This window comes from Roseibium sp. LAB1, assembly GCF_054658235.1.
The window spans coordinates 2,090,592-2,115,232 of the sequence record NZ_BAAGIB010000001.1 but is presented as its reverse complement, the minus strand read 5'-3'; the positions used below and the strand labels follow the sequence as shown (position 1 = coordinate 2,115,232).

General features: G+C 58.9%; 18 protein-coding genes. 6 read left to right on the top strand and 12 right to left on the bottom strand.

Translation table 11 applies throughout. The features are described 5' to 3' along the window. Window positions 1-76: 76 nt before the first annotated feature. Window positions 77-1,150 (bottom strand): Glu/Leu/Phe/Val dehydrogenase dimerization domain-containing protein, encoded by a 1,074-nt coding sequence (locus tag ACYQ54_RS09865; protein WP_460081530.1) that lies wholly within the window; start codon window positions 1,148-1,150, stop codon window positions 77-79. Between the two features lie 249 nt (window positions 1,151-1,399). Here ACYQ54_RS09865 and ACYQ54_RS09860 point away from each other — a divergent pair, with 249 nt between their 5' ends. Next, window positions 1,400-3,325 (top strand): HoxN/HupN/NixA family nickel/cobalt transporter, encoded by a 1,926-nt coding sequence (locus ACYQ54_RS09860; RefSeq protein ID WP_460081527.1) that lies wholly within the window; start codon window positions 1,400-1,402, stop codon window positions 3,323-3,325. A gap of 23 nt (window positions 3,326-3,348) precedes the next feature. Here ACYQ54_RS09860 and ACYQ54_RS09855 read toward each other — a convergent pair whose 3' ends face one another. From ACYQ54_RS09855 to ACYQ54_RS09845, 3 genes are all read right to left on the bottom strand, one after another. Continuing rightward, window positions 3,349-4,107: a gamma-glutamyl-gamma-aminobutyrate hydrolase family protein gene (locus ACYQ54_RS09855; RefSeq protein ID WP_460081525.1), complete on the bottom strand. Its 759-nt coding sequence runs from the start codon at window positions 4,105-4,107 to the stop codon at window positions 3,349-3,351. Between the two features lie 68 nt (window positions 4,108-4,175). After that, on the bottom strand, window positions 4,176-4,844 hold the full coding sequence (locus ACYQ54_RS09850; RefSeq protein WP_460081522.1) for a response regulator: 669 nt from the start codon (window positions 4,842-4,844) through the stop codon (window positions 4,176-4,178). Between the two features lie 7 nt (window positions 4,845-4,851). Further along, complete coding sequence (locus ACYQ54_RS09845) at window positions 4,852-6,213, bottom strand: cache domain-containing protein (protein ID WP_460081519.1); 1,362 nt, start codon at window positions 6,211-6,213, stop codon at window positions 4,852-4,854. 189 nt (window positions 6,214-6,402) lie between these two features. Here ACYQ54_RS09845 and ACYQ54_RS09840 point away from each other — a divergent pair, with 189 nt between their 5' ends. From ACYQ54_RS09840 to ACYQ54_RS09830, 3 genes are all read left to right on the top strand, one after another. Then, window positions 6,403-7,503, top strand: a complete 1,101-nt coding sequence (locus ACYQ54_RS09840) for a TRAP transporter substrate-binding protein (RefSeq protein WP_460081517.1) — start codon at window positions 6,403-6,405, stop codon at window positions 7,501-7,503. Between the two features lie 75 nt (window positions 7,504-7,578). Then, a complete protein-coding gene (locus ACYQ54_RS09835; protein ID WP_460081514.1) occupies window positions 7,579-8,613 on the top strand; it encodes a TRAP transporter small permease subunit in 1,035 nt (344 codons plus the stop codon). 21 nt (window positions 8,614-8,634) lie between these two features. Beyond that, a complete protein-coding gene (locus tag ACYQ54_RS09830) occupies window positions 8,635-11,301 on the top strand; it encodes a TRAP transporter large permease (protein ID WP_460081512.1) in 2,667 nt (888 codons plus the stop codon). A 307-nt stretch (window positions 11,302-11,608) separates the two neighbouring features. On the opposite strand, the gene ACYQ54_RS09825 is transcribed toward ACYQ54_RS09830, so the two are convergent. Further along, window positions 11,609-12,331 (bottom strand): response regulator transcription factor, encoded by a 723-nt coding sequence (locus tag ACYQ54_RS09825; protein WP_460081510.1) that lies wholly within the window; start codon window positions 12,329-12,331, stop codon window positions 11,609-11,611. 152 nt (window positions 12,332-12,483) lie between these two features. Then, window positions 12,484-14,454 (bottom strand): PAS-domain containing protein, encoded by a 1,971-nt coding sequence (locus ACYQ54_RS09820; RefSeq protein ID WP_460081509.1) that lies wholly within the window; start codon window positions 14,452-14,454, stop codon window positions 12,484-12,486. Between the two features lie 167 nt (window positions 14,455-14,621). On the opposite strand from ACYQ54_RS09820, the gene ACYQ54_RS09815 reads away from it, so the two are divergent. Then, a complete protein-coding gene (locus tag ACYQ54_RS09815; protein WP_460081506.1) occupies window positions 14,622-16,520 on the top strand; it encodes a S8 family peptidase in 1,899 nt (632 codons plus the stop codon). Between the two features lie 40 nt (window positions 16,521-16,560). Here ACYQ54_RS09815 and ACYQ54_RS09810 read toward each other — a convergent pair whose 3' ends face one another. Continuing rightward, window positions 16,561-16,821 carry a hypothetical protein gene (locus tag ACYQ54_RS09810; RefSeq protein ID WP_460081505.1) on the bottom strand — a complete coding sequence of 87 codons (261 nt, stop codon included), beginning with the start codon at window positions 16,819-16,821 and terminating at the stop codon, window positions 16,561-16,563. A 56-nt stretch (window positions 16,822-16,877) separates the two neighbouring features. Next, the gene (locus ACYQ54_RS09805; protein WP_460081504.1) at window positions 16,878-17,300 is read right to left on the bottom strand and encodes a Ros/MucR family transcriptional regulator; all 423 of its coding nucleotides are present in this window, start codon (window positions 17,298-17,300) and stop codon (window positions 16,878-16,880) included. A 727-nt stretch (window positions 17,301-18,027) separates the two neighbouring features. Here ACYQ54_RS09805 and ACYQ54_RS09800 point away from each other — a divergent pair. Then, window positions 18,028-19,158, top strand: coding sequence for a porin (locus ACYQ54_RS09800; protein ID WP_460081503.1), 1,131 nt, complete (start codon window positions 18,028-18,030; stop codon window positions 19,156-19,158). A 205-nt stretch (window positions 19,159-19,363) separates the two neighbouring features. On the opposite strand, the gene ACYQ54_RS09795 is transcribed toward ACYQ54_RS09800, so the two are convergent. The 4 genes from ACYQ54_RS09795 to ACYQ54_RS09780 form a co-directional block, all read right to left on the bottom strand. Further along, window positions 19,364-20,173, bottom strand: a complete 810-nt coding sequence (locus ACYQ54_RS09795; protein WP_460081501.1) for a CPBP family intramembrane glutamic endopeptidase — start codon at window positions 20,171-20,173, stop codon at window positions 19,364-19,366. Between the two features lie 68 nt (window positions 20,174-20,241). Then, the gene (locus ACYQ54_RS09790; RefSeq protein WP_460081500.1) at window positions 20,242-23,457 is read right to left on the bottom strand and encodes a S41 family peptidase; all 3,216 of its coding nucleotides are present in this window, start codon (window positions 23,455-23,457) and stop codon (window positions 20,242-20,244) included. A 148-nt stretch (window positions 23,458-23,605) separates the two neighbouring features. Next, a complete protein-coding gene (locus ACYQ54_RS09785) occupies window positions 23,606-23,947 on the bottom strand; it encodes a hypothetical protein (protein ID WP_460081498.1) in 342 nt (113 codons plus the stop codon). Window positions 23,948-24,142: 195 nt separating this feature from the next. Beyond that, the gene (locus tag ACYQ54_RS09780; RefSeq protein ID WP_460081496.1) at window positions 24,143-24,541 is read right to left on the bottom strand and encodes an SH3 domain-containing protein; all 399 of its coding nucleotides are present in this window, start codon (window positions 24,539-24,541) and stop codon (window positions 24,143-24,145) included. Window positions 24,542-24,641: the final 100 nt, after the last annotated feature.

Genomic DNA, 24,641 nt, shown 5'->3' with positions numbered 1-24,641 from the left:
GTGATGAAATGCAGTTGGCAAGACGTCAAAAACGGCGGCTCGAGACCGCCGTTTTGATCCGGGTTTGATGTGTTGATCAGGCCGCCTTTGCCTTCGCCAGGCGCTCTTCGGCCATTGTGTCGGCCACATGTTCCGGCGTGGTGTTCTCTTGCGCTGCCCTGTCGAAGATCGTTGCCAGTGTTTTCCCGATCGCGATGGTTTTGTCCCGAACAATGTTGTCGCCGCTGTTTGCGGTTGCCAGCGCGATGGAGATCACCCCTCCGGCGTTGATCGCATAGTCGGGAGCATACAGAATGCCGCGTTTCTTCAGGGCTTCGCCGTCAGCCGGGGTCTGCAGCTGATTGTTGGCGGCTCCTGCCACGATCTTCGCCTGAATTTGCGGAACCGTGCGAGCATTGAGGCCTGCCCCGAGCGCGCAGGGCACAAAGATGTCCGCTTCGACCATATGGGCTTCGGCGGGATCGACAGCGGTGGCACCGAAGGCGTCGATGGCACGCAGCACGGCCGGTGCGTGAATGTCGGAAACAATGAGCCTGGCGCCGGCGTCGTGAAGTTGACGGGCAACGTCAAAACCAACATGGCCGAGGCCCTGAACGGATACGGTCCTTCCGGAAAGGTCGCTGCTGCCATAGACAAATTTGGCGGACGCCTTGATGCCTTCGAACACGCCGAGAGCCGTATAGGGCGAAGGGTCACCGAGCCCGGTCGCCTTGGTGCCGCGTACATGGGCGGTCTGGCGGGCGACGGCTTCCATGTCATCAGGCGACACGCCGACATCTTCCGCGGTGATGTAAGTTCCGGACAGGCGCTCCACATGGCGGCCGAACGCTTCCATCAGCGCTTCGGACTTGTCTTTGCGTGGGTCGGCGATGATAACGGCCTTGCCGCCGCCGAGATCGAGGCCTGCCAGGGCGTTCTTGTAGGTCATGCCGCGGGACAGGCGCAGGGCATCCGTCAAGGCGTCTGCGGGGTTCTCGTAGGGCCAGACCCGGCAGCCGCCAAGAGCCGGACCGAGCGTCGTGTCGTGGACGGCAATAATAGCCCGCAGGCCGGTGGCCTTGTCCTGGACGAAAACGATATCTTCATGATCGCCCATCTCGGGATGATCGAATACGGCGCTGTGGTGAACTGTTTTGTGCAAAGCGTTCATGGCTGGCTCGGTTCAGTGGTTATTGTTGTAAATATTTTAGGCTCCTTTCCAGGAATATTGTCTTTTTTCTCCTAAAATGGAGCGGTCTGTGAGTTGAAACATTCCGCTATTTGTGTGTGGGCGCGAAAATCGTTCCTTGAGGTTTTTGCGCCGCGAAAGTGTCGCGGTCATCTTCCTGCCGTCTTCTCTGGTCAAAGAACGCACTGCGTGTCATGTAAACATATTACATCTGATCAGTGGGTGATCCCGTTGCGCTTTCTCTCCGCCTTTCCGGCCAAGGCTCTTTCTGCGGCCTCACGCCGTCTCATCCTTGGCCTAGGTCTGCTGATGGCTGCCGTTGCGGGCGCCGGCGCGCATCCGCATGTCTTCGTCGAGGCAAGAAGTAAGCTGGTGTTCGATGATGCGGGGCAGGCGATTGCCCTTCAGCACGTGTTCCGGTTCGACGATGCCTTTTCCGCTTTCGCGGTCCAGGGGTTCGACAAGGACGGTGACGGTCACTATTCCCGAGAAGAGCTGAGTGAACTGGCGAAGGTCAATGTGGAGAGCATGGCCGATTACGGCTACTTCACCTTTGGTGACAACACCCGTGTCGAGTTCGATTTCAACGCCCCGACGGATTACTGGCTGGAAGTGGTCAAGGTTCCTCTCAAGGACTATTGGGTAATGAAGCCCGAGGACTTTGAGGCCATGGAGGAAGATGTCCGCATGAATGGCGGTTCCATGCCGGAGGACGTGGATCTGCTGGAACTGCATTTTACCCTGCCGTTCAAGCAGCCAAGCGACGCAAGGAACCTGATCACGCTCGACGTCTACGATCCGACCTATTACGTCGATTTTCGCTTCGGTGCGGGTGACGATGCGCTGGGGACGGAAAACGCGCCAGGCACCTGCCGAGTGACCCGCAAGGAACCACCGCCGCTCGATGATGCGGAAGCCTATGCGCTCGCACAGATCGGTGCCGATCAGCGCGACCTTCCGCCCGAGCTTCAGTCTGTCGCTGCCTCTCAGGTCAATCAGATGCTGGTTGCTTGTGGCGATGCCTTGGCGGCGGCAAGCTCCTCGCCCGAAACGCAGCAAACAAATTCACAGGAAGTAAATTCGCCGGAAGCCACGTCCGCAGCCACCGATACCGCCTCCAGCCCGCCAACTGATGCAGCGGCGGCGATCACCGCGGCGCTCGATACCTCCAAGCCGGCGGATGAAAAGGTAGTAGCGCCGAAGGCAGGTTTCCTCGATACGATTTTCGGAACCATTGCGGTCAAGCAGAAGGAATTCTACCAGGCCCTGGTCGCCAGTCTCAGGTCATTCCGCAACAATCCGCACGCGGCCTGGCTTCTGATGGGGCTGTCCTTCGCGTACGGCATATTCCACGCGGCAGGCCCGGGGCATGGCAAGGCCATCATCACGTCCTATGTGGTCGCCAACAACGAGACCCTTCGCAAGGGGATCATTCTCTCCTTTGCATCGGCCTTCGCTCAGGCGGTCACCGCGATCCTGCTGGTTGGCGGGCTGGCTGTCGTCTTCAACCTCACCAGCATCGCGATCCAGGATACGGCGCGATGGTTCGAGATCGGTTCCTATGTGCTGATCACCGGTCTCGGGGGCTGGCTGTTGTGGCAGAAAGCGCTTCGTCCCATGGCAACCAGCCTGGCTGCACGGCTGACCGGGTCGCAGCTCGCCCTTGCGGGAGCCGCCGGCCATCCCGGTCATGGTCACGGCGATCACCATCATCATGGTCACGATCACGATCATCACCACGACCATCATCATCACCATGAAATCGGAGCTGATGGCGTCTGTGCAACCTGCGGACATGCCCACGCGCCGACACCCGACATGATCCAGGGCAAGATTACGCTTGCCCGTGCGGTATCGATCATTTTCGCGGTTGGTCTTCGGCCCTGCACCGGTGCGCTGGTGGTTCTGGTCTTCGCGCTGTCCCAGGGCATGATCGCAGCTGGCATCGCTTCCACTCTGGCGATGGCAGTCGGCACCGGCATCACCGTTTCACTGCTGGCAGGCATGGCAGTCGGGGCGAAGGAACTTGCCGTGCGGCTCTTCGGCGAAGGCAGCCCGATGGCAGGCAAGGTTCACCGAACGATCGAGATCGTCGGAGCAGCCATTGTCTTCCTTCTGGGCATTACCTTGCTGATTGCAACGCTTGGCTGGGGATGACGCGTTTTCTCGTCAGAGCCCGGTCATAGTCCCAGGCGTTTCACTCGATAGGCCCGGACGGCATCGCCGAACGCTGAGAAAAGCTTCCTTGACGGACCGTCTGTCGAGACCCAGTATTCCGGGTGCCACTGGGTTGCCAACACGTAGCCGGCACTGTCCCTGACGGAGGCGGCTTCGATCGTACCGTCCTCGGCTTCTGCTTCCATGACCATTCCGTTGCCCAACGTGCCGACGGCCTGGCGGTGGAGCGAGTTCACTTCAAAGGGTTCGTCTCCCACGACAGCTGCCAGGCAGCTGCCGGTGGCGACTTCCACCGGATGGGCGATCCGGAAACGTTCCTCCTGCCGTTCTGATGTCGGTGCCCGGTGATCGGCGCGGCCTTGAAGGGTCTGGATCTCCGTCAGCAACGTACCACCGAGTGCGACGTTCAGCTCCTGCATGCCACGGCAGATGGCAAAGACGGGAATACCGCGTTCGACAGCCCGCCTGAGCAGCGGCAGCGTCGTGGAATCGCGGGCCGGATCATAGGGGCCGTTCTCTTCCGTCGGTTCTTCGCCGTAAAGCTCCGGATTGACATTGGACCGGGATCCCGTCGCTAGCACACCGTCGACCTGATCCAGTGCCGCGTCCAGATCCAGATCCGCACCGAGGGACGGCAGGATCATCGGGATGGCGTCGGAGCCCTTCAGCACGGCCTGCAGATAGGTCGAGGTCGCTGCGTGCCAGTTATAGCCTTCGATGGTTTTCACATCGGCGGTTACCAGGACGAGTGGTTTGGTCATTTCATGCCTGTCAGATGGGAGACGCGCGTCTCCGGAAGAATTCGGACATCAGATTTATCCGAGCCGGATCAGTCCAGCAATCCCAGATCCTGCGCGACCTTGTAGAGCTGTGCAGCATTCTTGTTGCCGACCTTTTCCCGAAGATTCAAGCGGTGGGATTCGACCGTGCGCACGCTGATGCCCAGTTCCTTGGCGACTTCCTTGTTTGGCTGCCCCTTGGCGATGGCCGTCAGGACCTGGCGCTCCCGGTCGGTCAAGCCGTATGGGTCTTCCACCGGCGCGGAGGTGCCGGCGCCGACCAGGGTCGGACCAACCGCGGACGAGAAATAATAACCGCCATTGGCAACACTGGTGATGGCAGTGATCATCTCGGCTGCCGAAATATCCTTCAGGATGTATCCGCGCGCGCCCGCCTGGACGACGCCGCGCACATATTCCGGATTGTCGTAGACCGACAGGATCAGCACCGCGATTTCCGGCAGCAACTTGCGCATCTGGGTTGCCGCTTCCAGTCCGTTCATCACCGGCATGGACACATCCATCAGGAGAACGTCCGGGCGCAGCTCGCGGGCGAGCGTCAGCGCGTCGCGGCCGTTGGTTGCTTCACCGACCACTTCCAGCTCGGCCACCTTCTGCAACCGGGCCCGGATACCGTCTCGAACCAGCTCATGGTCGTCTGCCAGAAGAACGCGGATAGGCCTGGTGAAGGAGCGGGGTGAAGGTGAATGCGCTGTCATCTTTTCATCATGCCGCTTTTGCCGCCGCATTGTCGAGCGGCATCTGGACTTTAATACGGGTTCCGCCGGAAGCGCGACGGCTCAGGGTCAGCCGGCCGCCGTAGGTTTCGATCCGTTCGCGCATGTTGCGGAAGCCGAGGCCGCCGGATTTCGGCAGCGGGCGCGGCAGCCCGACGCCGTTGTCTTCCACCGAAAGAACCAGTTGCTGCATGCCGACCTTGAGGGAGATCGCGACTTCGCTGGCGTGGGAATGGCGGGCCACATTGGTCATGCATTCCTGTACCACACGGTAGAGCGCGGTCTTGGCGCCTTCGGACAGGCGGCTGTGACATTGCTCGGCCTGCACATTGACGGTAATGCCCGACTGATTCTGGAATTCTTTCCCGAGACTGCCGAGCGCAGCCGCAAGGCCCATGTCATCAAGGACACTGGGTCTGAGATCACGCGATATCCGTCTGACTTCGGCAATGGTTCCGTCCAGGGTCTTCAGGCACTTGGCCGCCTGGACCTGAAGGTCAGGGTCGCGGTTGGCCTCGCTGTGGATCATCTCCACACCGTAGCGCACCGAGACGAGCAGCTGGGAAATACTGTCGTGCAGTTCGGTGGACACGCGTTTGCGCTCCTGTTCCTGCACCTGGAAGATCCGGTTGGTCAGCTCTTTCAGCTTGGTGTCGGCAAAACGCTGTTCGGAAAACCGCACGCCGGCAATGAGGAAGCCGGCAATGACGATTGCCGCCAGCGTGATCATGAAGGTAACGAAGAGGGTCTGGCGGATAGAACGGGCAAAGTCCGTGCGGATGGCGGTCACTTCGCGGGCAATGTCGTCGGTATACAGGCCGGTCCCGAGCATCCAGCCCCACTTGTCGAGCAGGATCGCATAGCCGAGCTTTTCCTCCACCGTGCCCGTCGACGGCTTGTGCCAGACATACTGATGGAAACCGCCACCGTTCTTGGCGGCCTCGATCAGGTTGCGGATGACGAAGTCACCGTTGTCGTCCTGGAGTTCCCACCAGTTGCCGCCAACAAGATGGGGCAGCTTGGGATGGACCAGGTTGGTGCCGTCGAGCGTATAGACGAAGAAATAGCCGTCATAGTCGAAGGTCAGGTGCTGGAGGATCTCCTTGACCCTTTGCTGTGCCGCTTCACGTCCTCCTGGTTCCTCCTTGTAGATCTGCTCGATCGAGGTGAGGGCAAGACTGACATAGTTGCGGATTTCCTGGCGTTTGGAGGACAGGATGCGCTGTTCCACCGCCTGGGTCTGCGTGTTGATCAACTCTCGCGACTGATAGTAGGTGGCCGCTCCGATGAGGACGGAAACCGCGATCAATGGCAGGATCGTGATGAGGAGCAATTTGGTCTTGAAGGTCACGAATTTCGCTCTCTTGTTGCGCGAACACGCGCCAAACGATTATCTCTCTTGCGTGGTTCTCGGTAGTAGTACTGAGAAGCTGCGCAGAACCACGAATAGCGCTTCAGACACTCGGTCAACTAGACATACCTCGAGATCGGTGCAAGTGTGTACCCGGTCCGAAATCGGGTCCGATTAGGGAGGAAACTAATGGATCGTCGTTCGTTTATCAAAAAGGCTGGTATTGGTGCTGGTGGTGTTGCCGCTGGATCCATGCTTGCTGCTCCGGCTATTGCGCAGGGCACCAAGGAAATGGTTATCGTGTCCACATGGCCGCGCGATTTTCCGGGTCTCGGTATTCCGGCACAGCGCCTGGCAGCCCGTATCGCGGAGCTGACCGCAGGTCGCCTTAACGTTCAGTATTTCGCCGCTGGCGAACGTGTTGGTGCATTTGACTCCTTCGACGAAGTCGCTTCCGGCAATGCTCAGGCCTACATCGGCGCCGATTATTACTGGAAAGGCAAGCATCCGGGCTGGGCAGCATTCACTGCCGTGCCGTTCGGTCTGACCCAGGCTGAAATGGACGCCTGGATCAAATACGGCGGCGGCCAGGAACTGTGGGATGAGCTGGCTGGTGAATTCGGCCTGAAGAACTTCGCCATGGGCAACACCGGTGTCCAGATGGGCGGCTGGTTCAACAAGGAAATCGAAACCGCTGACGACCTGAAGGGTCTGAAGATGCGTATTCCGGGTCAGGGCGGCGACGTCATGGCGAAACTCGGCGCGTCTCCGGTGTCCCTGCCGGGCGGCCAGATTTACGAAAACCTCGTGTCCGGCGCGATCGATGCAACCGAGTGGGTTGGTCCGTTCAACGACTACTTCATGAAGTTCTACGAAGCTGCCAAGTACTACTACTATCCGGGCATGCACGAGCCAGGCGCAATGCTTGCCATGGGCATGAACAAGGCATTCTGGGACAGCCTCGACAAGGTCGATCAGCAGATCATCGTTGCAGCGTGTGCGGAAGAAAACTCCAACACGATGGCTGAAACCAACGCCAACAACGGTAAGTACCTGACCCGCCTGATCAACGAGCACGGCGTCGAGCTGCGCGAGTTCTCCGACGAGATCTATGACAGCTTCGGTGAAGCCGCTCAGGAAGTTCTGGAAGAAGCGATGGATCATTCCCCGCTGTCCAAGAAGATCTTCGAGAGCGTCATCAACGCGCGTCAGGAAATCGGCAGCTACATGGCGATCGCCGACATCGCCTACAGCAACAAGCGTAACCGCTACCTCGGCATTCCGAAGTAATCGGTTGAGCAAATAAAAGGGGCGGGAGAAATCCCGTCCCTTCTTCTTAGACAAAGATAAAAAGGCACAGCCACGATGACGGCCTTGGACAATGTTCAAGACGGCTCGCCTGTTATGAATTCCGGTGGTCAAGCCTCACCGGAGAGCGCCCGCTTCTTCCGCTTGTGCGGCTGGATCGTATTGGCGATCATGACGGCGTTTCTGCTCAACAACTACCTGACCTATTGGCAAGACCTTCCAGGCATTGCGCCCATCTTCGGTGGCGCGGCCAACGGGTCCATGCCTATCCTGTGGTCCTGGTTGCAGCTGGGGCTTTATGCTGCGTTGATCTTCGCCGCCTTCGGCTACGTGCGGACGAACGGCAACACACTGCGTGAAGACAGTGTCCGGATCACCAACATCAATGCCTATCTGATCAGGGCCTGCTTCTTCGCTGTGCTCATTGTCGGACTGGTCGACAGCGCGATTTCCTTCCTGCGTATCGAGGGTTTCCTTGCCGATTTCGTGGGGCAGACACTCGCCGACGACCTCGGCAAGTCGCAGTTTCGCGGGCCTTACGTCCACATGCCGCTGATCGCACTGTCGTTCGTGATTGCCGCCTTCACGCGCACGCTCGGCTTTACCTGGCTCGCATTGCTGGTCGTCGCGGCGGAGTTGATCATCGTGATCGGCCGCTTCGTCTTCTCCTACGAGCAAGCCTTCCTGGCCGATCTTGTCCGCTTCTGGTATGCGGCGCTGTTCCTGTTCGCCAGCGCGTACACGCTGCTCGAAGAAGGGCATGTGCGGGTCGACATCCTTTATGCGGGGCTGTCCTCCAGGGCCAAGGGCTTTGTCAACGCCTTCGGGTCCGTCGTGCTCGGCATCAGCCTGTGTACCGTCATCCTGGTCATCGGCATGGGCGGCAAGCAGAACATCATCAACAGCCCGATCCTGACCTACGAGACCACACAGGCCGGTTTCGGACTTTACGTGAAATATCTCATGGCAGGTTTCCTCGGTGTGTTCGCCGTTTCCATGATGATCCAGTTCGTGGCCTATTTCCTGGACGCGGTTGCCGATATTCGCGGTGAGCCGGGCGGACGGGATCATGACAGCCATTCTGTTCAATAGAGCCTGACGAGACCGCTTGATATGGAACTCTTTTTCCTTCTTCTCCTGGTCGTCCTGATGGCGATTGCGCTTGGGTCCGGTTTCCCGGTCGCCTTTGCGCTCCCGGGGTCTGCCATCCTGACCATCGGCATCGCAGCCGGGTCGGGATACCTGTTTGCCGGGGATACCGGTGCTTTCTTCTCTCACGGCGGCCCGAGCCAGTGGCTCAGCGCAGGGGTGACGAACTTCCGAGGGATCTACTGGGAGGCCGAGCGAGATACGCTGATCGCCATTCCGCTGTTCGTGTTCATGGGCATCATGCTGCAGCGGTCCAAGATCGCCGAAGATCTGCTCGTTACCATGGCACGGCTGTTCGGTCCGGTGCCGGGCGGCCTCGGCATCTCCGTTGTCTTTGTCGGCGCGCTTCTGGCCGCCACCACCGGCATCGTCGGCGCAACTGTCGTGGCCATGGGCCTGATCTCGTTGCCGGCCATGCTGCGCAACAAGTACTCGGTGCCGCTGGCAACCGGCACGATCGCCGCTTCCGGTACGCTGGGACAGATCATTCCGCCGTCGATCGTTCTGATCATTCTGGCCGACCAGCTGGCCAGTGCGGTCGATCAGGCCGGCTCGCTCCGCCAGACGCTCTACAAGGCCAGCACCGGCGAACTTTCAATGCCGTCCGACTATTCGGTCGTCTCGACCAGCGCCGGCGAAATGTTCCTGGGTGCCTTCCTGCCGGGTCTCGTCCTGGTCGGCCTTTACATGCTGTTCATTCTGGGTTTTGCCCTGCTGAACCCGAAATCGGCACCAGCTGTCCATGAAGAAGGCACCTTTACCCGTGCGTTTGCGGGCAAGGTGGTTCTGACCCTGGTTCCGCCGCTGGCACTGATCTTCCTGGTGCTTGGCTCGATCATCGCAGGTGTCGCCACCGTGAACCAGGCTGGTGCCATCGGCGCCGTCGGCGCAATGGTCATGGCCGGTTACCGGCTCCGTGACGGCAAGCGCGGTGCCTACAGTCCGGCAATCATTGCCATACTTGCGCTGCTCGGCCTGACAGTGGTGGTCAGCTTCTTCGGCTCGGTCAACATCAAGCTGATCCAGACCAGCGACGATGTCCTGGCACTGACCCTGGCCATCATCGCTGTTTCGCTGCTGATGATCGCGATCCTTTGGTCCGGTTGGCGCACGCTGAAGTTCGAAAACACCCTGCGCGGCGTAATGGTGGAAACCGCCAAGACCACGGCGCTGGTGTTCATCATTCTTCTCGGCGCGGCCATGTTGACCTCGGCCTTCCGTGCCTTCGGCGGGGAAGAGCTGGTCAAGAACTTCCTGCAAGGTTTGCCGGGCGGGTTCTGGGCTCAGTTCCTGATAGTGATGCTCGTCATCTTCATCCTCGGCTTCTTCCTCGATTTCATCGAGATCGCCGTTGTGGTGGTGCCGATCGTTGCGCCGATCCTGCTTGCCGATCCGGAAGCCAACGTCACCGCCGTGTGGCTCGGTGTGATGATCGGCCTCAACATCCAGACATCGTTCCTGACACCTCCGTTCGGCTTCGCGCTGTTCTATCTGCGCGGCGTTGCACCTGCGGTGGTCAAGACGCTGGACATGTACAAGGGTGTGGTTGCCTTCATCTGCCTGCAGTTGCTTGCACTCGGCATCGTTGGGCTTTACCCGCAGCTGGTGAACTACCTGCCGAACCGCTCGTCCCTGCTTTCAGAGACAGCACCGCCGCCGAAGAACCCGCGTCTGCAATACTGCATGGAAAACCTCATCTACGAGGACTTCCAGCAGAACGGCGACACGATCCTGTCGGCGATCCAGTCGGTCGAATCCATCGACATGAGCTACCTGCCGGAAGATCTGCAGGAGGATGTCGCGGACGGTCTTGAAAAGGCGAAGGAGGCCCTGCCGCAGATGCAGGCAATCCGTGAGGCGGAAACCGCTGTTGCGGCAGCCGCTGGCGCCTACAAGCCGGTGCATACCCGGGTTCGTGCCATCGAACGAGATGCCCGTCGTCTCGACGATCGTATCGCCGACCTTCAGGTCATTGTCGAACGGTCTGGTGAAACGGGTATCTACACGGCCGCACAGGGTGAACGCGCTCAGGCACGCATCGATGACCTGAAGGTCCGGCACGATGCGCTGATGGCGCAGATCCCGTCCGATTGGCAGGAGACCTACACCACCTTCGCCAAGATCCAGAAGGCGGAGGATGTCGCCAGGTTGACCTACCGCCGGACGGTCGACCAGGCTTACGAGCCTATCGCCGAACTGAAGGCGATCCTCGGAGATGCCGATCTGGTTGCAAGCTTCCGGGCCGAAATCGAAGCCCTGAAGGCCGAAGTGCCGACGCTTGATCCGGAAGCCGCAGAAGATGCTATTTCGGCGATGCGTTCCAGGGTCGGAGAGGCGGAAGGCACGAGCGATATCCGTGATGGCCTGAACGAAGCCCGCAAGATCATGCGCGGCCGACAGCCGAATGCGGAAGAGGCGGTCGCGGAAATCGACAAGTCGATTGCTGCTCTCGATGCGGATCTTGCATGGCGCCGGAAGGGAGCCGAGGACATTTTGCCGAAGCTGCAAGCCTTCGACGAAGCCGTGGCGACGAATATCGGTGTGAGAGCACAGGACCGGCTGCCGACGGATATGGCACTGGATGTTGCCGGGTGTCTGTCCAGCCACAGGGACATCAGCCTGAGCTTCTGATCCTGAAGTCGCGACAACGTTGGAAAGCGGGGGGAGAAATCCTCCCGCTTTTTACTTGAACAGCCTCAATTGGGTGTGGTCAGGCCGGGAAAGTGTCCCAAGTTTTTGTCCGTGGTGGAGCGACCCGGAACCCCGGACGAGGTCGCAGAACGCAGAGTACCCGGGCATCAAGATCAAAAATTCGTGGCTGGTTTGAACGCTTCCCGAATTCCCGTGTTCGGCGGACGGACACGCGGGAAGGACATTCGGGAACGAAATGCAGGCAGGTCTTTCCAACATGCTGCCTGCAAAAGCCTGAAGTTCCGCCTCAGCTCCACTTCACATCGCAGGCGAGCATGTAGCCGGAGCCGTAGATGGTGCGGATGTGGGCCGGTTCGTTCTTGCGGTTGAGTTTCTTGCGGATACGCGAAATGCGCACGTCGATGGACCGGTCGAGGCTCTCGTCGCGGCCGCCATGTTCCAGCAGATAGTCGCGCGACAGCACGCGCTTTGGCGCTCTCAGCAGGGCCTCCAGCAAGGTGGCTTCGCCGGTCGACAGAAACGTTTCCTCGCCTTCGGGAGAGGTCAGGCAGTGAGAGGCCGGCTGGTAGGTCCAGCCTTCGAAGCGGGCACAGTCGACACTGGCCTTCACCGGGGTTTGGTCGGATGCCCGGCGCAGGATGGAGCGGATGCGTGCAACCACTTCGCGGGGGTCGAACGGCTTCACGACGTAGTCGTCGGCGCCGAGTTCCAGCCCCATGACGCGGTCGGTCGAATGTCCGCGGGCCGACAGGACGATGATCGGCACCGAGGACCGGCGCCTGATCTCGTTGATCAGCGCCATGCCCTCCATGTCGGGCAGGCCAAGATCGACGATGCAGGCATCCGGCGTTTCCAGGCCGAGCGCGATCAGCATCTGGGCGGCCGTTGAAAAAAACTTGCCCTCCATCTCGAACTGGAGCAGGGCGTCCAGTAGCAAGTTGCCGATCTCCGGCTCGTCGTCGACAATGAATACTGTGCGTTTGGCTGCCTGGAGGGAGCGTGTCTGCAAGGGGTGTTCCTGTGTCCTGTTTCAAAGAGTGCCGATTTTGGTCCTTCGGAAGGATCGTCAGACCGTGGTCGCCGGACAAAGATGTCCGGCAGGTGGCAAAGGCTCTTCCTCTCCGGTTGAATGGGTCATAAGCAACACTCTTCGTATAACCATCAGGCCGGATCTGGAGTCGGTGAGAGAATCTTCTGTAGGGTATCTGCAAGTTGAGCATCTGCGAAAGGTTTCGCCAAGACGGGAAATTCGCAGGCATTTTCCTGTCCTGCAAGATCGGACCAATCAGCGTAGCCGGACATCAGCGCTATGCCCAGATCGTGCCGTTTCTGCTGGATCTCCCGTGCCAGCGCCAGCCCATTGATCTGCCCCGGCATGATGATATCGCTGAGGACGCCGCGCAGTTCCGGCAGGTCCAGCGCAAGGCTGCGGGCATCCTCGGCATTTTCAGCCCTGAGAACCGCGTATCCGAGGTTCTGCAACTGATCTGTCACGGTGTTGGCGACATCCGGATCGTCCTCCACAAGCAACAGCAATTCGCCCTGACCCGGCTTCAGCAACTCCGCTTCGCCCTCATCCGTGTCCCGGCCGGCCGAAACGGCGATGCGTTGGTACGGCAGATAGAGGGTCAGATAGGTGCCGACGCCGAGCGCACTGGAAATGTGGATTGCCCCGCCTGACTGACGAATGAAGCCGTAAACCATCGACAGGCCGAGACCACTGCCGGTGCCGAAGTTCTTGGTGGTGAAAAAAGGTTCGAACACCCTTAGCTGAGTTTCCGCATCCATGCCGCCGCCGGTGTCGCCGACAGTAATGCGCGCAAATTTTCCGGACGAAATGCCCAGGTCTTCTGCTTCGCGGGCGTCCAGTTCACATTCATCCAGCGTAATGGTCAGCGTGCCGCCGTCGGGCATCGCGTCCCGGGCATTGAAAGCCAGATTGATCAGCGCGGTCTCCATCTGCGTCGGGTCGATGCAGGCACCGATTTCCTTGTCCTCGGCAGTAATGGTGACGTCAACCGAGGGCGGCAGCGAGCCTTCCAGCAGACGGCCGGCACTGGCGATTACCTTGGCCAGAGAGACGTTCTGGGGATCGATGGCCTTGCCGCGGCTGAACGCAAGCAGGCGCTGGATCAGGTCCGATCCGCGTTTGGTTGCCTCGAGCATGGGCGAAAGCTTGCTGTCAAGCGTTGCCCGGTCGAGTGGCGTTTCCATGCGCCCGAGGGACAGGAGATTGCCCATGAGAATGGCGAGCAGGTTGTTGAAGTCGTGGGCAAGCCCGCCTGTCAGCTTGCCGACGGCATCCATGCGCTGGGACTGCACAAGCGCAGCCTCCGCCTGTTTCTGATCTGTGGCGTCGAGCGACAGCACGAAGATCCCGAGCGTTCTGCCGTCCTTGGTCATGTCCGGAATAAGTGTGGAACGCATATAGGCGATGCTGCCGTCCGACCGGTTGCGCTGATATTCGTAACTGACCGCGTTGCCTTCGAAAGAGCGGTTGATATGAGGCTCGAGTTCCTTGAATAGCTCCTCGCCGACCACTTCGGGTGCCGGGCGGCCCGCTATCGAGGCGACGGAGTGGCCGAACCAGTCGGCGTAGCGGCGGTTGGCGAAGCGGAACACGGGGCCGGGCGACAGATAGGCGATCAGGGCCGGAATATTGTCTGTCACGAGACGGAGCCAGTCCTCCGACTGCTGCAGGGCGCGGGTGCGCTCTTCCACCGTGCGTTCCAGCTTTTCCTGCCGGCGGCGGTCCTCGGTCACGTCCGAATAGGTGGTGACGAAACCTCCCCGGGGGAGGGGCGTGCCTGAAACGGCGATCACCTGCCCATTGGGGCGGATGCGTTCGAAATAATGCGGTTCGAACAGTTTTGCCCGTTCCAGCCGGCGCTGGATCTTGCCTTCGATATCTCCCGGGCCGTATTCGCCGCGTTCGGCGTTGACGCGCAAGAAGGCTTCCAGATGCGTGCCGCGCCGGGCCAGCTCCTGGGGGAAATCGAGCATTTCCCACAAACCCCGGTTCCACGCGACAAGTCTGAGATCGGCATCGAAGGCCGAAAATCCCTGATTGATGTGGTCAAGTGCCGCCTGCATCAGATCAAGCTGCGTCTTGAGCTGTTGTGTCTCCTCCATGAGGTGAGATTAAGCCTGAAAGACTGGTTTGACCATTCATCCGAGAAGAGAATGGCGGTTCTTCATGTCACAAGAGACAAGCCCTGACGTGTAGGCCGAAAAACTTCGCCTTTCGTGATATGCTGGCCGGGTATTTCATACTGTGTTTTTCTGCGTTGGAGGCATCCATGCAATTAAAGAAACTTGATCCGAGGCTGCGCCGAGCAGCGGCCCAGGCCGAACTGAAGTCAATTGAAACCGAAGCCGCCCTGGATGAATTTGCGGTCGGGGCTGCGTCTGACGGCGGGGTCTCGCCGGGAGAGGTCAAACGGGTTCTCGTCGAACTGCAGGAGGAGCGGCCGCCTGCAGCGTTCGAAAATTTTCACTGGGTGCATGTTGCGGGCAAGATCTACTCCGTGTCCCTCCCGATGAGCCGTATGGTGGAGCTGAATGCACATCCGTCGGTCGAGGCGGTTGAAGCGGGCCGGCGCTGGTTTCCGATGCTGGAAAGCTCTCTTGCCGAGACCAGGGCCGACACGGTGCATAGTGGAAGCGCCGGTGTTCCGGGCCGGACGGGCGCAGGCGTTCTGGTCGGCATCATCGATTACGGTATGGATTTCACGCTCGATGATTTCCGCAATGCTGACGGTAGTACCAGGCTGGCCTTTCTCTGGGACCAGAGCCTTGATGTCCGCCAGGGCGAGCACGCCCCGGACGGTTTCGCCTATGGTGTGGAATATTCTGCCGACCAGATCAATCAGGCGCTGAACGCGTCCGATCCCTTCAGCGTTGTCCGGCATGATCCCGATGCCGGTTCCCACGGCACGCATGTGGCGGGTATCGCAGCCGGTAATGGCAGATCGCATGACGCCAACTTCGCGCAAGGGACGCATCTTGGAGCTGCGCCCGAAGCGACATTGATTTTCGTGCAGCCGGATACCCGGGACGGGTCCGGTACATTCACCGATTCCAGCCATGTGGTCGATGCGGTCGCCTATATCATGGGCAAGGCGGATGCACTCGACATGCCATGCGTCATCAACATGAGCCTCGGGCAGAACGGCGGCAGTCACGACGGGGAGAGCCTTGTCGAGCGGGCGATCGACCGGCTGCTTGAACCGTTGGGACGGGCGTTCGTGAGTGCGGCCGGCAACGAACATGTCTGGCATGGACATGCCGCTGGAACACTCAATACGGGCGAAAGCCGCGAGCTGCGCTGGAAAACAGGCGGAGGCATGCCTTTGCCCGATGGGTCCGTTACCCAGACGGGAACAGACAGGACATCGAGCGAACTGGAGATCTGGTATTCGAGTGTCGACAGGTTCTCCGTTACCCTGACCGCGCCTGACGGGACACAATACGGGCCGGTGACACCCGGAAAATCCCTGCTTGAAGACGAGGTCTTTATCGATTCGGAGCGCTTTTCGAGCTTGAACGGGCAAGCGCGGATCTACATGCAACTGGAAGCACCGTTCGGTCTGGGGATGTTGAGACCCGGTGTATGGACGGTGAAGCTGGAAGCGCTGGAAGGGGAAAACGGGCAGTTCGATGCCTGGATCGAACGTGACTTGCGCGACCGGAGCAACAATTTCGCGGACCAGTCTTTCTTTCAGGGAGGCGACTTCGACCCCGTCCGCACGCTCGGTACACCGGCGACAACACGTCGGGCCATTGCCGTTGCCAACTACAGCCACTATTCGCTGTCGCCGGCGGCCTCATCAAGCCGCGGGCCGACACGAGACAACCGGAACAAGCCAGAAGTTGCAGCGCCCGGTACCAATATCGCCGCATCGGGTGCCCGAGGCGGGCGGAGCGACGGCAACGGCGGGGTTCATCCGGTGCGTGTGCTGAAATCGGGAACCAGTATGGCAGCTCCCCATGTTGCCGGAATTGTTGCCCTGCTGTTGCAGGAAGCACGCTCCCTGTCAGCGCTTCAGATCGCCAATATCCTGATGGCGACGTCCGACAATCCGGACGGGACGCCAGGGTTCGATGTCGCCTGGGGCTTTGGCCGGGTCAATGCGGCGCGCGCCTTGCGGCTGCTGCGCGATCCGGATCAGCCCGGGCGTACCGATGCACTGACGTAATCTTGGTGGAGTTGAGAAAACGGATGCGGATGCGACGGTCTCAGCGTCGCATCGCTCCGCCGACCTGGATATAGGTGACGGCGGTATCCTCGGCGAGTGCGTTGAGGCTTTCCGCAGTGACGAGCAGTGTCATCAAGTGGCTTTGCGGGCTCCAGGACAACAGTTCCGGTGCGCCTGCACCGGTCTGGCGCATTGCCAGGTCGTCGGGGGTCTTTCCTGGTGCCAGTTCAACCATAGCCTTCAGCCGCGCCTTGGGATCGTTTTTCATGATCGCCTTGCGCGCCTGCGGGCTGAGTTTCATCTGCCTGACGTCCATATCGGGAATATAGCACTGCGCAGCCGGTCTTCAAAACCTTGTCAGCGCTTGCGGTGCCCCAGTTTCGCGGCCTTGGCCATTTCGGCGCGTTTTTGCGCATAGTTTGGAGCAACCATCGGATAATCAGCGCTCAGGCCCCATTTCCGACGGTATTCTGCCGGCGTCAGATTGAACTTCGTTTTCAGGTGCCGCGTCAGAAACTTGAATTTCTTGCCGTCCTCAAGGCAGACAATGAATTCCGGTGTCACCGACTGCTTGATCGGAACCGCCGGAACGAGTGGGGCTCGAAAAACCGTCGGGGTATTGTTGGTCGCCGTTTCCAGAGCGACGTGGACGTCGAGAATGAGCTCGATCAGGTCCTGCTGTGGAACCGGATTGTTCGTCACATAGTTGGAAACGATTCCCGCGGTGAGTGCCATCAGGTTCGGCGAATCGTAGATCTCGCCTTCTTCTGATTCAGCCATGGAAGTTCCTTTTCCGAAATGGGGGCTGGAGAGGGCCGTGGGCAGGGCGGTGCCGGGCGGGCAGGCAAGCCGTGCCAAATAGATTTGTTTCACGACTTCAGTTTTCAAGTAGCGATCACGTTTTTATCAAATAAAAATTGATAGGAGGAAAATTCGCCGATTTTGGAAACCGGCGAGTTTTCGTGCGGTGCATTCTTAACTGTAGTTTTCAAGAAATACCTATCTTAAATTTCAGACTGTTCGAAAAATCGCGAAAAACTGTAGGAAAAATAGACAAAATCGTGAACGCGATTTCTTCTCTATTGCATGGCTTGTTTCTCAAATCAGTAAACTGAACAGTGTAGTCATGACTTTCTTCGCTATTGCGGAAGCAAATGCAAGAAAAACACCTCAAATAATCGCAAAGTATTTAAAGTAGTGAAGGGGCGGTGCATATGGGGATGCGATTTTGGGAGTTCAAGGGAAAAAATGAAAAAGTGAAAAGTTGTAAAAAATGATGGATTTTCAATGTGTTGCAAAAATATGACTCAAAATACCAATGTTCGCCAGGGAGAAATTCTGGCTTGAATTCCGTCGGCGAAACTGGCTTTTTGATGCGGAGACGGCCAACGGGGTGCAAGTAAACGCTTGTTGTTGGTAGTCTAAAGGTTCGTTTGAAGGGGTCGCGTGAAAGTATTCGAATCCGTTCCTTCAGCCTTCCGACTGAATTTGAAACTGGAGTAATGTAATGAAACTCAAGAGTTTGATGCTCGGCGCGGCCGCAGCTGCTGCTGCAACCACCGCCCAGGCGGCCGACCTTCCGGTCGCTCCGGAGCCGGTAGACTATGTTCGCGTCTGTGACGCATATGGCGCGCGCTTCTACTACATCCCGGGTACTGAAACCTGCCTGCGCGTTGGCGGCCGTGTTCGTACTCAGGTCGTTGTCAACAACGTCCTGGAAGACGGCGCCTTCAGTGACCGCGATTCAGACGGTTACTCCTGGCTGTCCCGCGGTTACCTGTACCTGGACGCTCGCACAGCTACCGAATTCGGTACCCTGCGCACCTACGTGTCCATCTACTCCACCGTTACCAACGGCGAAAACAGCACCACGCTTGAAAACGCCTACATTCAGTGGGGCGGTCTGACGGCTGGTCGTCTGACGTCGAACTTCGACATCTTCACCGGTCAGGCCTTTGTCGGTGTCGTGGATCGTGACTGGTCCGACGTGACGTCCAACCAGATTGCCTACACCGCAGCTTTCGGCAACGGCTTCTCCGCGACTATCGCTCTGGAAGACCGTTCCGATCGTGAATATGGTGATTACGGCGGGACCCGTGTTCCGGACGTCGTTGCTGCTCTCGGTGTTTCCCAGGGTTGGGGTTCCGCACAGCTGTCCGGTGCCCTGCATCAAGTTTACCCGGATGCTGCAGCCAACCGCACCAACAATGGTGGCGAAGACGAACTCGGCTTTGCAGTTGGCGGTGGCGCAGCCATCAACCTGCCGATGCTCAACCCCGGTTCGAACATCTTCTTCCAGGGCTTCTACGCTGATGGCGCACTGTCCTACATCACCACGTATGACGGCGTAGACGACTTCAACAACGGCGACACCTCCACCGGTTACTCGCTGTCCGCTGGTGCCTACATCCAGGCAACCTCCACGATCGGCCTCGCGCTTGACGGTTCCTATGCCGACATCGACGCCGCATCCGGCCTGAACGACGTAACCCGTTACGCAATCGACGGTTCGGTTCAGTGGGAGCCGGTCTCCGGCTTCGTCATGGGTGCTGACGTTGGTTACGCAAACACCGATGTGGACACCCAGGGTGACCAGGACGAACTCCTCTTCGGTGTTCGTATGCAGCGTACCTTCTAATCTTACGGTTAGACTCTGACTGACTAACTTTGACCTCCAGTCAGTCAATCGGCCCGGCAGACTCCAAACTGCCGGGCCTCCCCCGTTTTGGGGCGTATTCATTTTGCATTGTGGATGTTTCGCGTGGTTGCCTTGACTGGGCGGCAACAGCGCATGTCCAGCTTGGGACGGACGGATTTCGGTTCGCCTGAGATTTTCAAAGTGCCTAGTGTTCTTCCGAAGGCCGTATTCTGTGAACGCGGCGCAGAAGCCAAAGTGCGTATAGCGTACCCGGCAATATCATCGCGAAAGGCGCGATAGTCTGGATCAGAGTTCCCTGCGAAGCTGCGCTCGCTGCGTCCACAGCTGAAGGCTGGTTGGCGTTTTTAGCGGCAAGAACGACCAGAAATGTCGCCCAGTCCCACAACGCGTGGAAGATGATGGCAGCCCAGAGCGATCCGGTTCGAAGCAGGATTGCAATCAGCAGCAAGCCGGTACAGGCCGCGGTTGTTGCCTGAGTAATCGCCGAGGTAAAATCCCCGGTCGTGAAACCGTTGAGAATATGGACCGAGCCGAAAGCCGCAGTGGTCACAAGGATCGCCGGCCAGACATCCAAAGGACCGCGCAGGGCACGATACAATATGCCCCGAAACATCGTTTCCTCCGAAAAACCGACCAGAAGCGTGTTCACCCCAACCAGGATAATCACGCCGACCGGCGGCAATCCCGACATTGCTGCCAGAGCCAGTACCAGCAGAACCAGAATTCCCGGAAACAAGAGCAGTTTCAGGGTGCCGGGCTCCGGCGCACGGAAGCAGAGGTCTGTCCAGCGGCGCCAAAGCATAACCATGATCAGCAACACGCAGGCGAGCAGGATCGGCCAGTTAATGCCTGCCGTCACAAGCTCGTCCAATGCGGTTTCCGGCGGATAGAACAGCTTGGTCCCAAGAAGGTTGACGGCCATCCAGGCAACCAGTGTCGCCAGTGATATCGCAATGCGGATTTGTGATCCTCGCATGGCCTGAACTTGCGTCATGGCTGCCTACCTTCACCGGAACCGGTCTTGTCGTCCTTCGTATTCACGTGAGCTCCACGCCGCATGCGCTAGTCCAGTTGCTCAAGCAGGGTTTTGACGGCAGCCTCCAGCTGAGGATCGCGCCCTTTCCCAATGATGTTCGGATCATTGTGCACAAGGACATCAGGTTCGATTTCCGTATTTTCAAACCAGGTTCCGTCTGTCAGCTGAAAACCCATTTCCGGTACGCGATATCGAAGTCCCGCCTCAAGTTGGGGGACTTCACTTACAGCCGTCCCTGTCCCTGGTGTGCGGTCGCCGACGATCTTGCCCACGCTCTTTTTCTTGTAGAGCATCGGAAACACGGATCCGTCCGAATAGCTGCCCGCGTTCTGCAGGAGAATGCTCGGCTTCGTCCAGCGCCCGATCGGAATGCGGGTCACAATATGACCATCTCTGGCGCGGTTGAACGCGTCGGTCCTTCCCGTCAGCATGACGATGAGTTCGTCGTGCAGATTGCCGCCACCATTGTTGCGAATGTCGACCACCACTGCTTCGGCGTCCGGATGCAGGCCGAACAGATCACCATAGGCAGTGCGATAGGGCTCGGTCTTCATGGCAAGCAGATGAATGTAGCCGAGACGGCCGTCCGACAGGTCCGTAACGATTTGCCGGCGTTTTGCGACCCACCGCTGATAGGCCAGTGCAATCTCCCGGGCTGTGCTGATGGGCGTCACCACGGTGTCGACCGGATCACTGCTATCCGAGGGCGCAACGGTCAGTCTGACTTCCTTGCCGACCGTGCGATTGAGCAGGCGATCGATGTCGATATCCGGTGTGATGGTCTCGTCATTGACGGCCAGGATCGTGGCGCCGGGAACCAGGGGACTGTTCTTGCGGTCGGCGGGGCCACCCGGCAAGACACCGGAAATCTTCATGCCGTGGGAGCGGTGGTCCGTATCATAGTAGAGCCCGAGCACACCGGTGGCATCTGCCAACGGATCCATGCGGTGATAGCTCGGATTCTGGTGCGAAGCGTTCAGTTCGCCGTCCATCTCGCCAAGCAGCTCCGCAAGATCTTCCCAATGGAAGATGTGCGGAGCAAAACCCAGGTAATGGTCGCGCACGCCAACCCAGTCCACGCCCTGCATGTCTTCGCGATAGAACGTTTCCGCTGTCGCGCGCCAATTCGAGCGGACGATGTAGTCGACTTCGTCACGGACACTTCTGTCGACTTCTGCGTGATAGGGCACTGTTTCAGATTTGCCGCTGGCGATGTCGTAACGGGTCATGCGTCCGGGGTTGAGCACGAAGAGAGCGGTTCCTTCAGGATCGCTCTCGATCGCCAGCACTGTCGACGCGGGAATATTGAAGATCTGACGCTCCTGACCGTTTGTCAGATCGCGAACCCCGGCCTGCAGTGTTCCTGCCGGTGTTGGCATGACGGAAACGAAAGAACTGTTGCCAGACATGAGCCGGTAAAGAATGTAGTTCCCGGAGTGCTGGGTCAGCCGGGACGTACGATGGCGGATCCCGGAGAACTCCGGCTCCAGTTCTGCTGCTTTGTCTTGATCGTCCTTATCCGCCCGTGACCGTTCGGCGCTGGCCTGGTGAAAATCTTCCCAGCTTTCACGTGTCAGGAAAGCGGCCATCACGTCCAGCTGCTCCGTTTTTCCCTCTGTCGAACGCAGGCCATATCGGTCGGACAACCAGAGGACGGCGGACCCATCGGCGCTGAATTCCGGAGAAAGATCCACAAAGCCGTTCTGGCTAAGATTGTGGCGGGTAGACCCGTCACTTGCGAGCAGCGCGACTTCCGCGGTGCTGAAAAAACCGGTTCGCGTCAACAGCCACCGACCATCGGGGCTCCACTGGTAGGTCAGGTCGCCATCATTGTAGGAATAAGTCTGGTCTCCGGCGAGCGCCTGGAGCGACGTGCCATTTTCAAGGTCCTGGACCCGCAGTTCGGTCCGATTTTTCAGAAAGGCAATCCGCTTGCCGTCCGGACCATATTTCGGCTGAAAAAGATCCGCCTCGTCATCGATCAGTAGGTGCTCACTGAGGTGGATGGGATCGGAAAACAGGTGTTCCTTGTCGCTTCCTTCGTCGTCGATGCGCGTTTCATAGATGTCCCAGTCACCACCGCGCTCGCTCGCATAGGCAAGGCGACGCCCGTCGGACGAAAAGGCCAGGTCTCTTTCCTGGGCAACGGTGTTGGTAATGCGTCGTGTGGCCTTGCTCTTCCAGCCGGTGACAAAAACCTCCCCACGGGCGATGAAGGCAATCTCTTTTCCACCGGGCGCAACGACCACCTCCGAAATCTCACCGGTCACGTCGCGGAGCGAGATCGTGTCGATAAGACTGCCCTGACCGATCGTCACCGTCAGGCGAACGGGTTCCGAAGTTTCGGGGTCGAGCCGCCAGAGACCGCCGTTCCAGGCATAGGCAAGTGTGCCGTCGTTCGCAGCCGAAAGGAAGCGAACAGGCCAGCGTTCGTGAAAGGTGACCTGGGCCGGTTCGCCGCCGGAGAAAGATCGTTGCCAGACGTTGAAGTTGCCGCCCCGTTCACTGAGCCAGTAGAACGAACTGCCGTCGGCATTCCAGTTCGGGTCTCGATCCTCACCGCGAAATTCGGTCAACTGCTCATGATGCCCGTTCACGGGCGTATAGGCCCAGATGTCGCGTGAGGCGTCGGAAACGTGATGCTTGCGCCACTGGTTTTCGACGACGGACGGATTGTCCTCGTAAAGCAGCGTACCGTCCGGTCGATAAGACACATTCAAAGCTGTTGTGGGTAAAAGCGGTTGGGTGCGGCCGCCATTGGCGGGGACCGTATAAGGGCGGGCGTAATAGCTGCCCAAACCATAAACCGAGTTGGTCGCATCCGCTTTTTCGTCGCCGAGCCGGATGGAGGAGAAGACCACCTGCGAACCGTCAGGGGTGAAGCTCATCGGAAAATCGTTGGCGGAGTGAAAGGTGAGGCGCGACACGGCGCCACCTGAGGCCGGCACGACGAAGACATCATACTGACCGTGCCTGTCCGCGGCGAAGGTCAGGGACTGGCCATCCGGTGACCAGACGGGTTGAGTGGCGTGCCAGAGACCGTTGGTCAACGGCCGGGCCTCTCCTCCTTCGGTATCGACAGTCCAGATTTGACCGGCATAAGAAAAAGCGATCTGTGTTCCGTCAGGCGATATAGCCGGATAGCGCATCCACTGTGCTTCGGGAGGCGCGGCAAAGGCCGATGAGGGGGCAAGAAAAAGCAAGGCAGCCACGACAAGCCCAAGAGAAGTTCCTTTAGTCATTTTCTGTCCCCTGATACGGTTTTGTTGGCCTTCATTTTTCCAAGTCGGTAACGCCGATCCAGCCCCGTTTCACCAATTAGGAAGCGGCCAGGAACCAATACGCACGCATCTGGAAGGTCAGCGCATCCTGTGCCGTGCCCGGCCGGTCTTAGAACAGGACGTATCCACCAGCGCCGTCATTGAGTGTGAAGGACATGGTCAGACCATTGCCGGAACGATTCCTGGCGAGAACGGCCGTGCCGTGGGCGCCATTTGTGCAGTGAACAGCGGCCGCTTCGCTCTTGACGGTTCCGGGTGCATGTCTGATCAGGGCGGTACAAAGAGGTGAGCCCTCAACAGAATTGAAAGCAAGCGCATAAGCGCCTTCCTTGTGTCCCATGATCGTGCCGCGCAGGGCATCCCCACCGTAGAAGGTTCCCGTCCCGGAAAGGCTGACATTCCGAGATGTACGGTCCGGCCCGTGCGTTACGGCAGGAGAGTTTTCCCGCATGTAGCTTTCAACAGCGTTGTGGGCTCGGTTCAGTTGTCCTCGTGAGCAAGATGATCCCGCGGTGATGCGACGCCCGACAGGGTTGTAGAGGGCAGTACACCCGCTCTGATATCGAACTTCGATCTCACCGCTCCGGCGGATGTGAAGTTCCGGAATGTCGTCTTGTGGCTGCCGGGCCGCAACTGGTGTTCCTGCTTAGCGCAAATAGCGGCCGGACACCCAGCCTGAGGTTCGCCCGTCGGGCGTTTCCACGTGACACCAGCGGCTGTTGCCGCTTCCCTGGCAACCAAGATTTCGAAAACTGAAACCGTTCGGGGCGGTCGCGACAATAGGATTCCGCGCACCCGGTCCGCTGCGAACGTTCAAGTGATCGTTGGCGGGCACACCTGTCACCTGCCAGTAGTCGGGACCCATCTGGGCATTGGCAAGCGAGCTGCCAAAAAGGAAAAACAGAAACAGAAAGCCGAAGGCAGCGAGCATCTGTTTCGCATGCCTTTGGGACAGCTCCTGATGATTTCCATTGGAATACTTGATCATCTCAGTCCCTCCAGCAATTCTAAATGCAAATTGAAGCGCAATGCCCAGATCGCTCAATCATATGTATATTCCCGTACAAATGTCACGCAGATGAAATTCGCCGGTCATGCCTGGGCAGCAAGAAGCTTTGAGCATGTGAGCGATTGGAATATCCAGA

What these genes read in the sequence shown, in the direction of transcription:
- ACYQ54_RS09865 (WP_460081530.1), bottom strand. Translation starts at nt 1,150, where the DNA reads ATGAACGCTTTGCACAAAACAGTTCACCACAGCGCCGTATTCGATCAT.
- ACYQ54_RS09855 (WP_460081525.1), bottom strand. Translation starts at nt 4,107, where the DNA reads ATGACCAAACCACTCGTCCTGGTAACCGCCGATGTGAAAACCATCGAA.
- ACYQ54_RS09850 (WP_460081522.1), bottom strand. Translation starts at nt 4,844, where the DNA reads ATGACAGCGCATTCACCTTCACCCCGCTCCTTCACCAGGCCTATCCGC.
- ACYQ54_RS09840 (WP_460081517.1), top strand. Translation starts at nt 6,403, where the DNA reads ATGGATCGTCGTTCGTTTATCAAAAAGGCTGGTATTGGTGCTGGTGGT.
- ACYQ54_RS09835 (WP_460081514.1), top strand. Translation starts at nt 7,579, where the DNA reads ATGACGGCCTTGGACAATGTTCAAGACGGCTCGCCTGTTATGAATTCC.
- ACYQ54_RS09830 (WP_460081512.1), top strand. Translation starts at nt 8,635, where the DNA reads ATGGAACTCTTTTTCCTTCTTCTCCTGGTCGTCCTGATGGCGATTGCG.
- ACYQ54_RS09820 (WP_460081509.1), bottom strand. Translation starts at nt 14,454, where the DNA reads ATGGAGGAGACACAACAGCTCAAGACGCAGCTTGATCTGATGCAGGCG.
- ACYQ54_RS09815 (WP_460081506.1), top strand. Translation starts at nt 14,622, where the DNA reads ATGCAATTAAAGAAACTTGATCCGAGGCTGCGCCGAGCAGCGGCCCAG.
- ACYQ54_RS09810 (WP_460081505.1), bottom strand. Translation starts at nt 16,821, where the DNA reads ATGAAACTCAGCCCGCAGGCGCGCAAGGCGATCATGAAAAACGATCCC.
- ACYQ54_RS09805 (WP_460081504.1), bottom strand. Translation starts at nt 17,300, where the DNA reads ATGGCTGAATCAGAAGAAGGCGAGATCTACGATTCGCCGAACCTGATG.
- ACYQ54_RS09800 (WP_460081503.1), top strand. Translation starts at nt 18,028, where the DNA reads ATGAAACTCAAGAGTTTGATGCTCGGCGCGGCCGCAGCTGCTGCTGCA.
- ACYQ54_RS09795 (WP_460081501.1), bottom strand. Translation starts at nt 20,173, where the DNA reads ATGACGCAAGTTCAGGCCATGCGAGGATCACAAATCCGCATTGCGATA.
- ACYQ54_RS09790 (WP_460081500.1), bottom strand. Translation starts at nt 23,457, where the DNA reads ATGACTAAAGGAACTTCTCTTGGGCTTGTCGTGGCTGCCTTGCTTTTT.
- ACYQ54_RS09785 (WP_460081498.1), bottom strand. Translation starts at nt 23,947, where the DNA reads ATGCGGGAAAACTCTCCTGCCGTAACGCACGGGCCGGACCGTACATCT.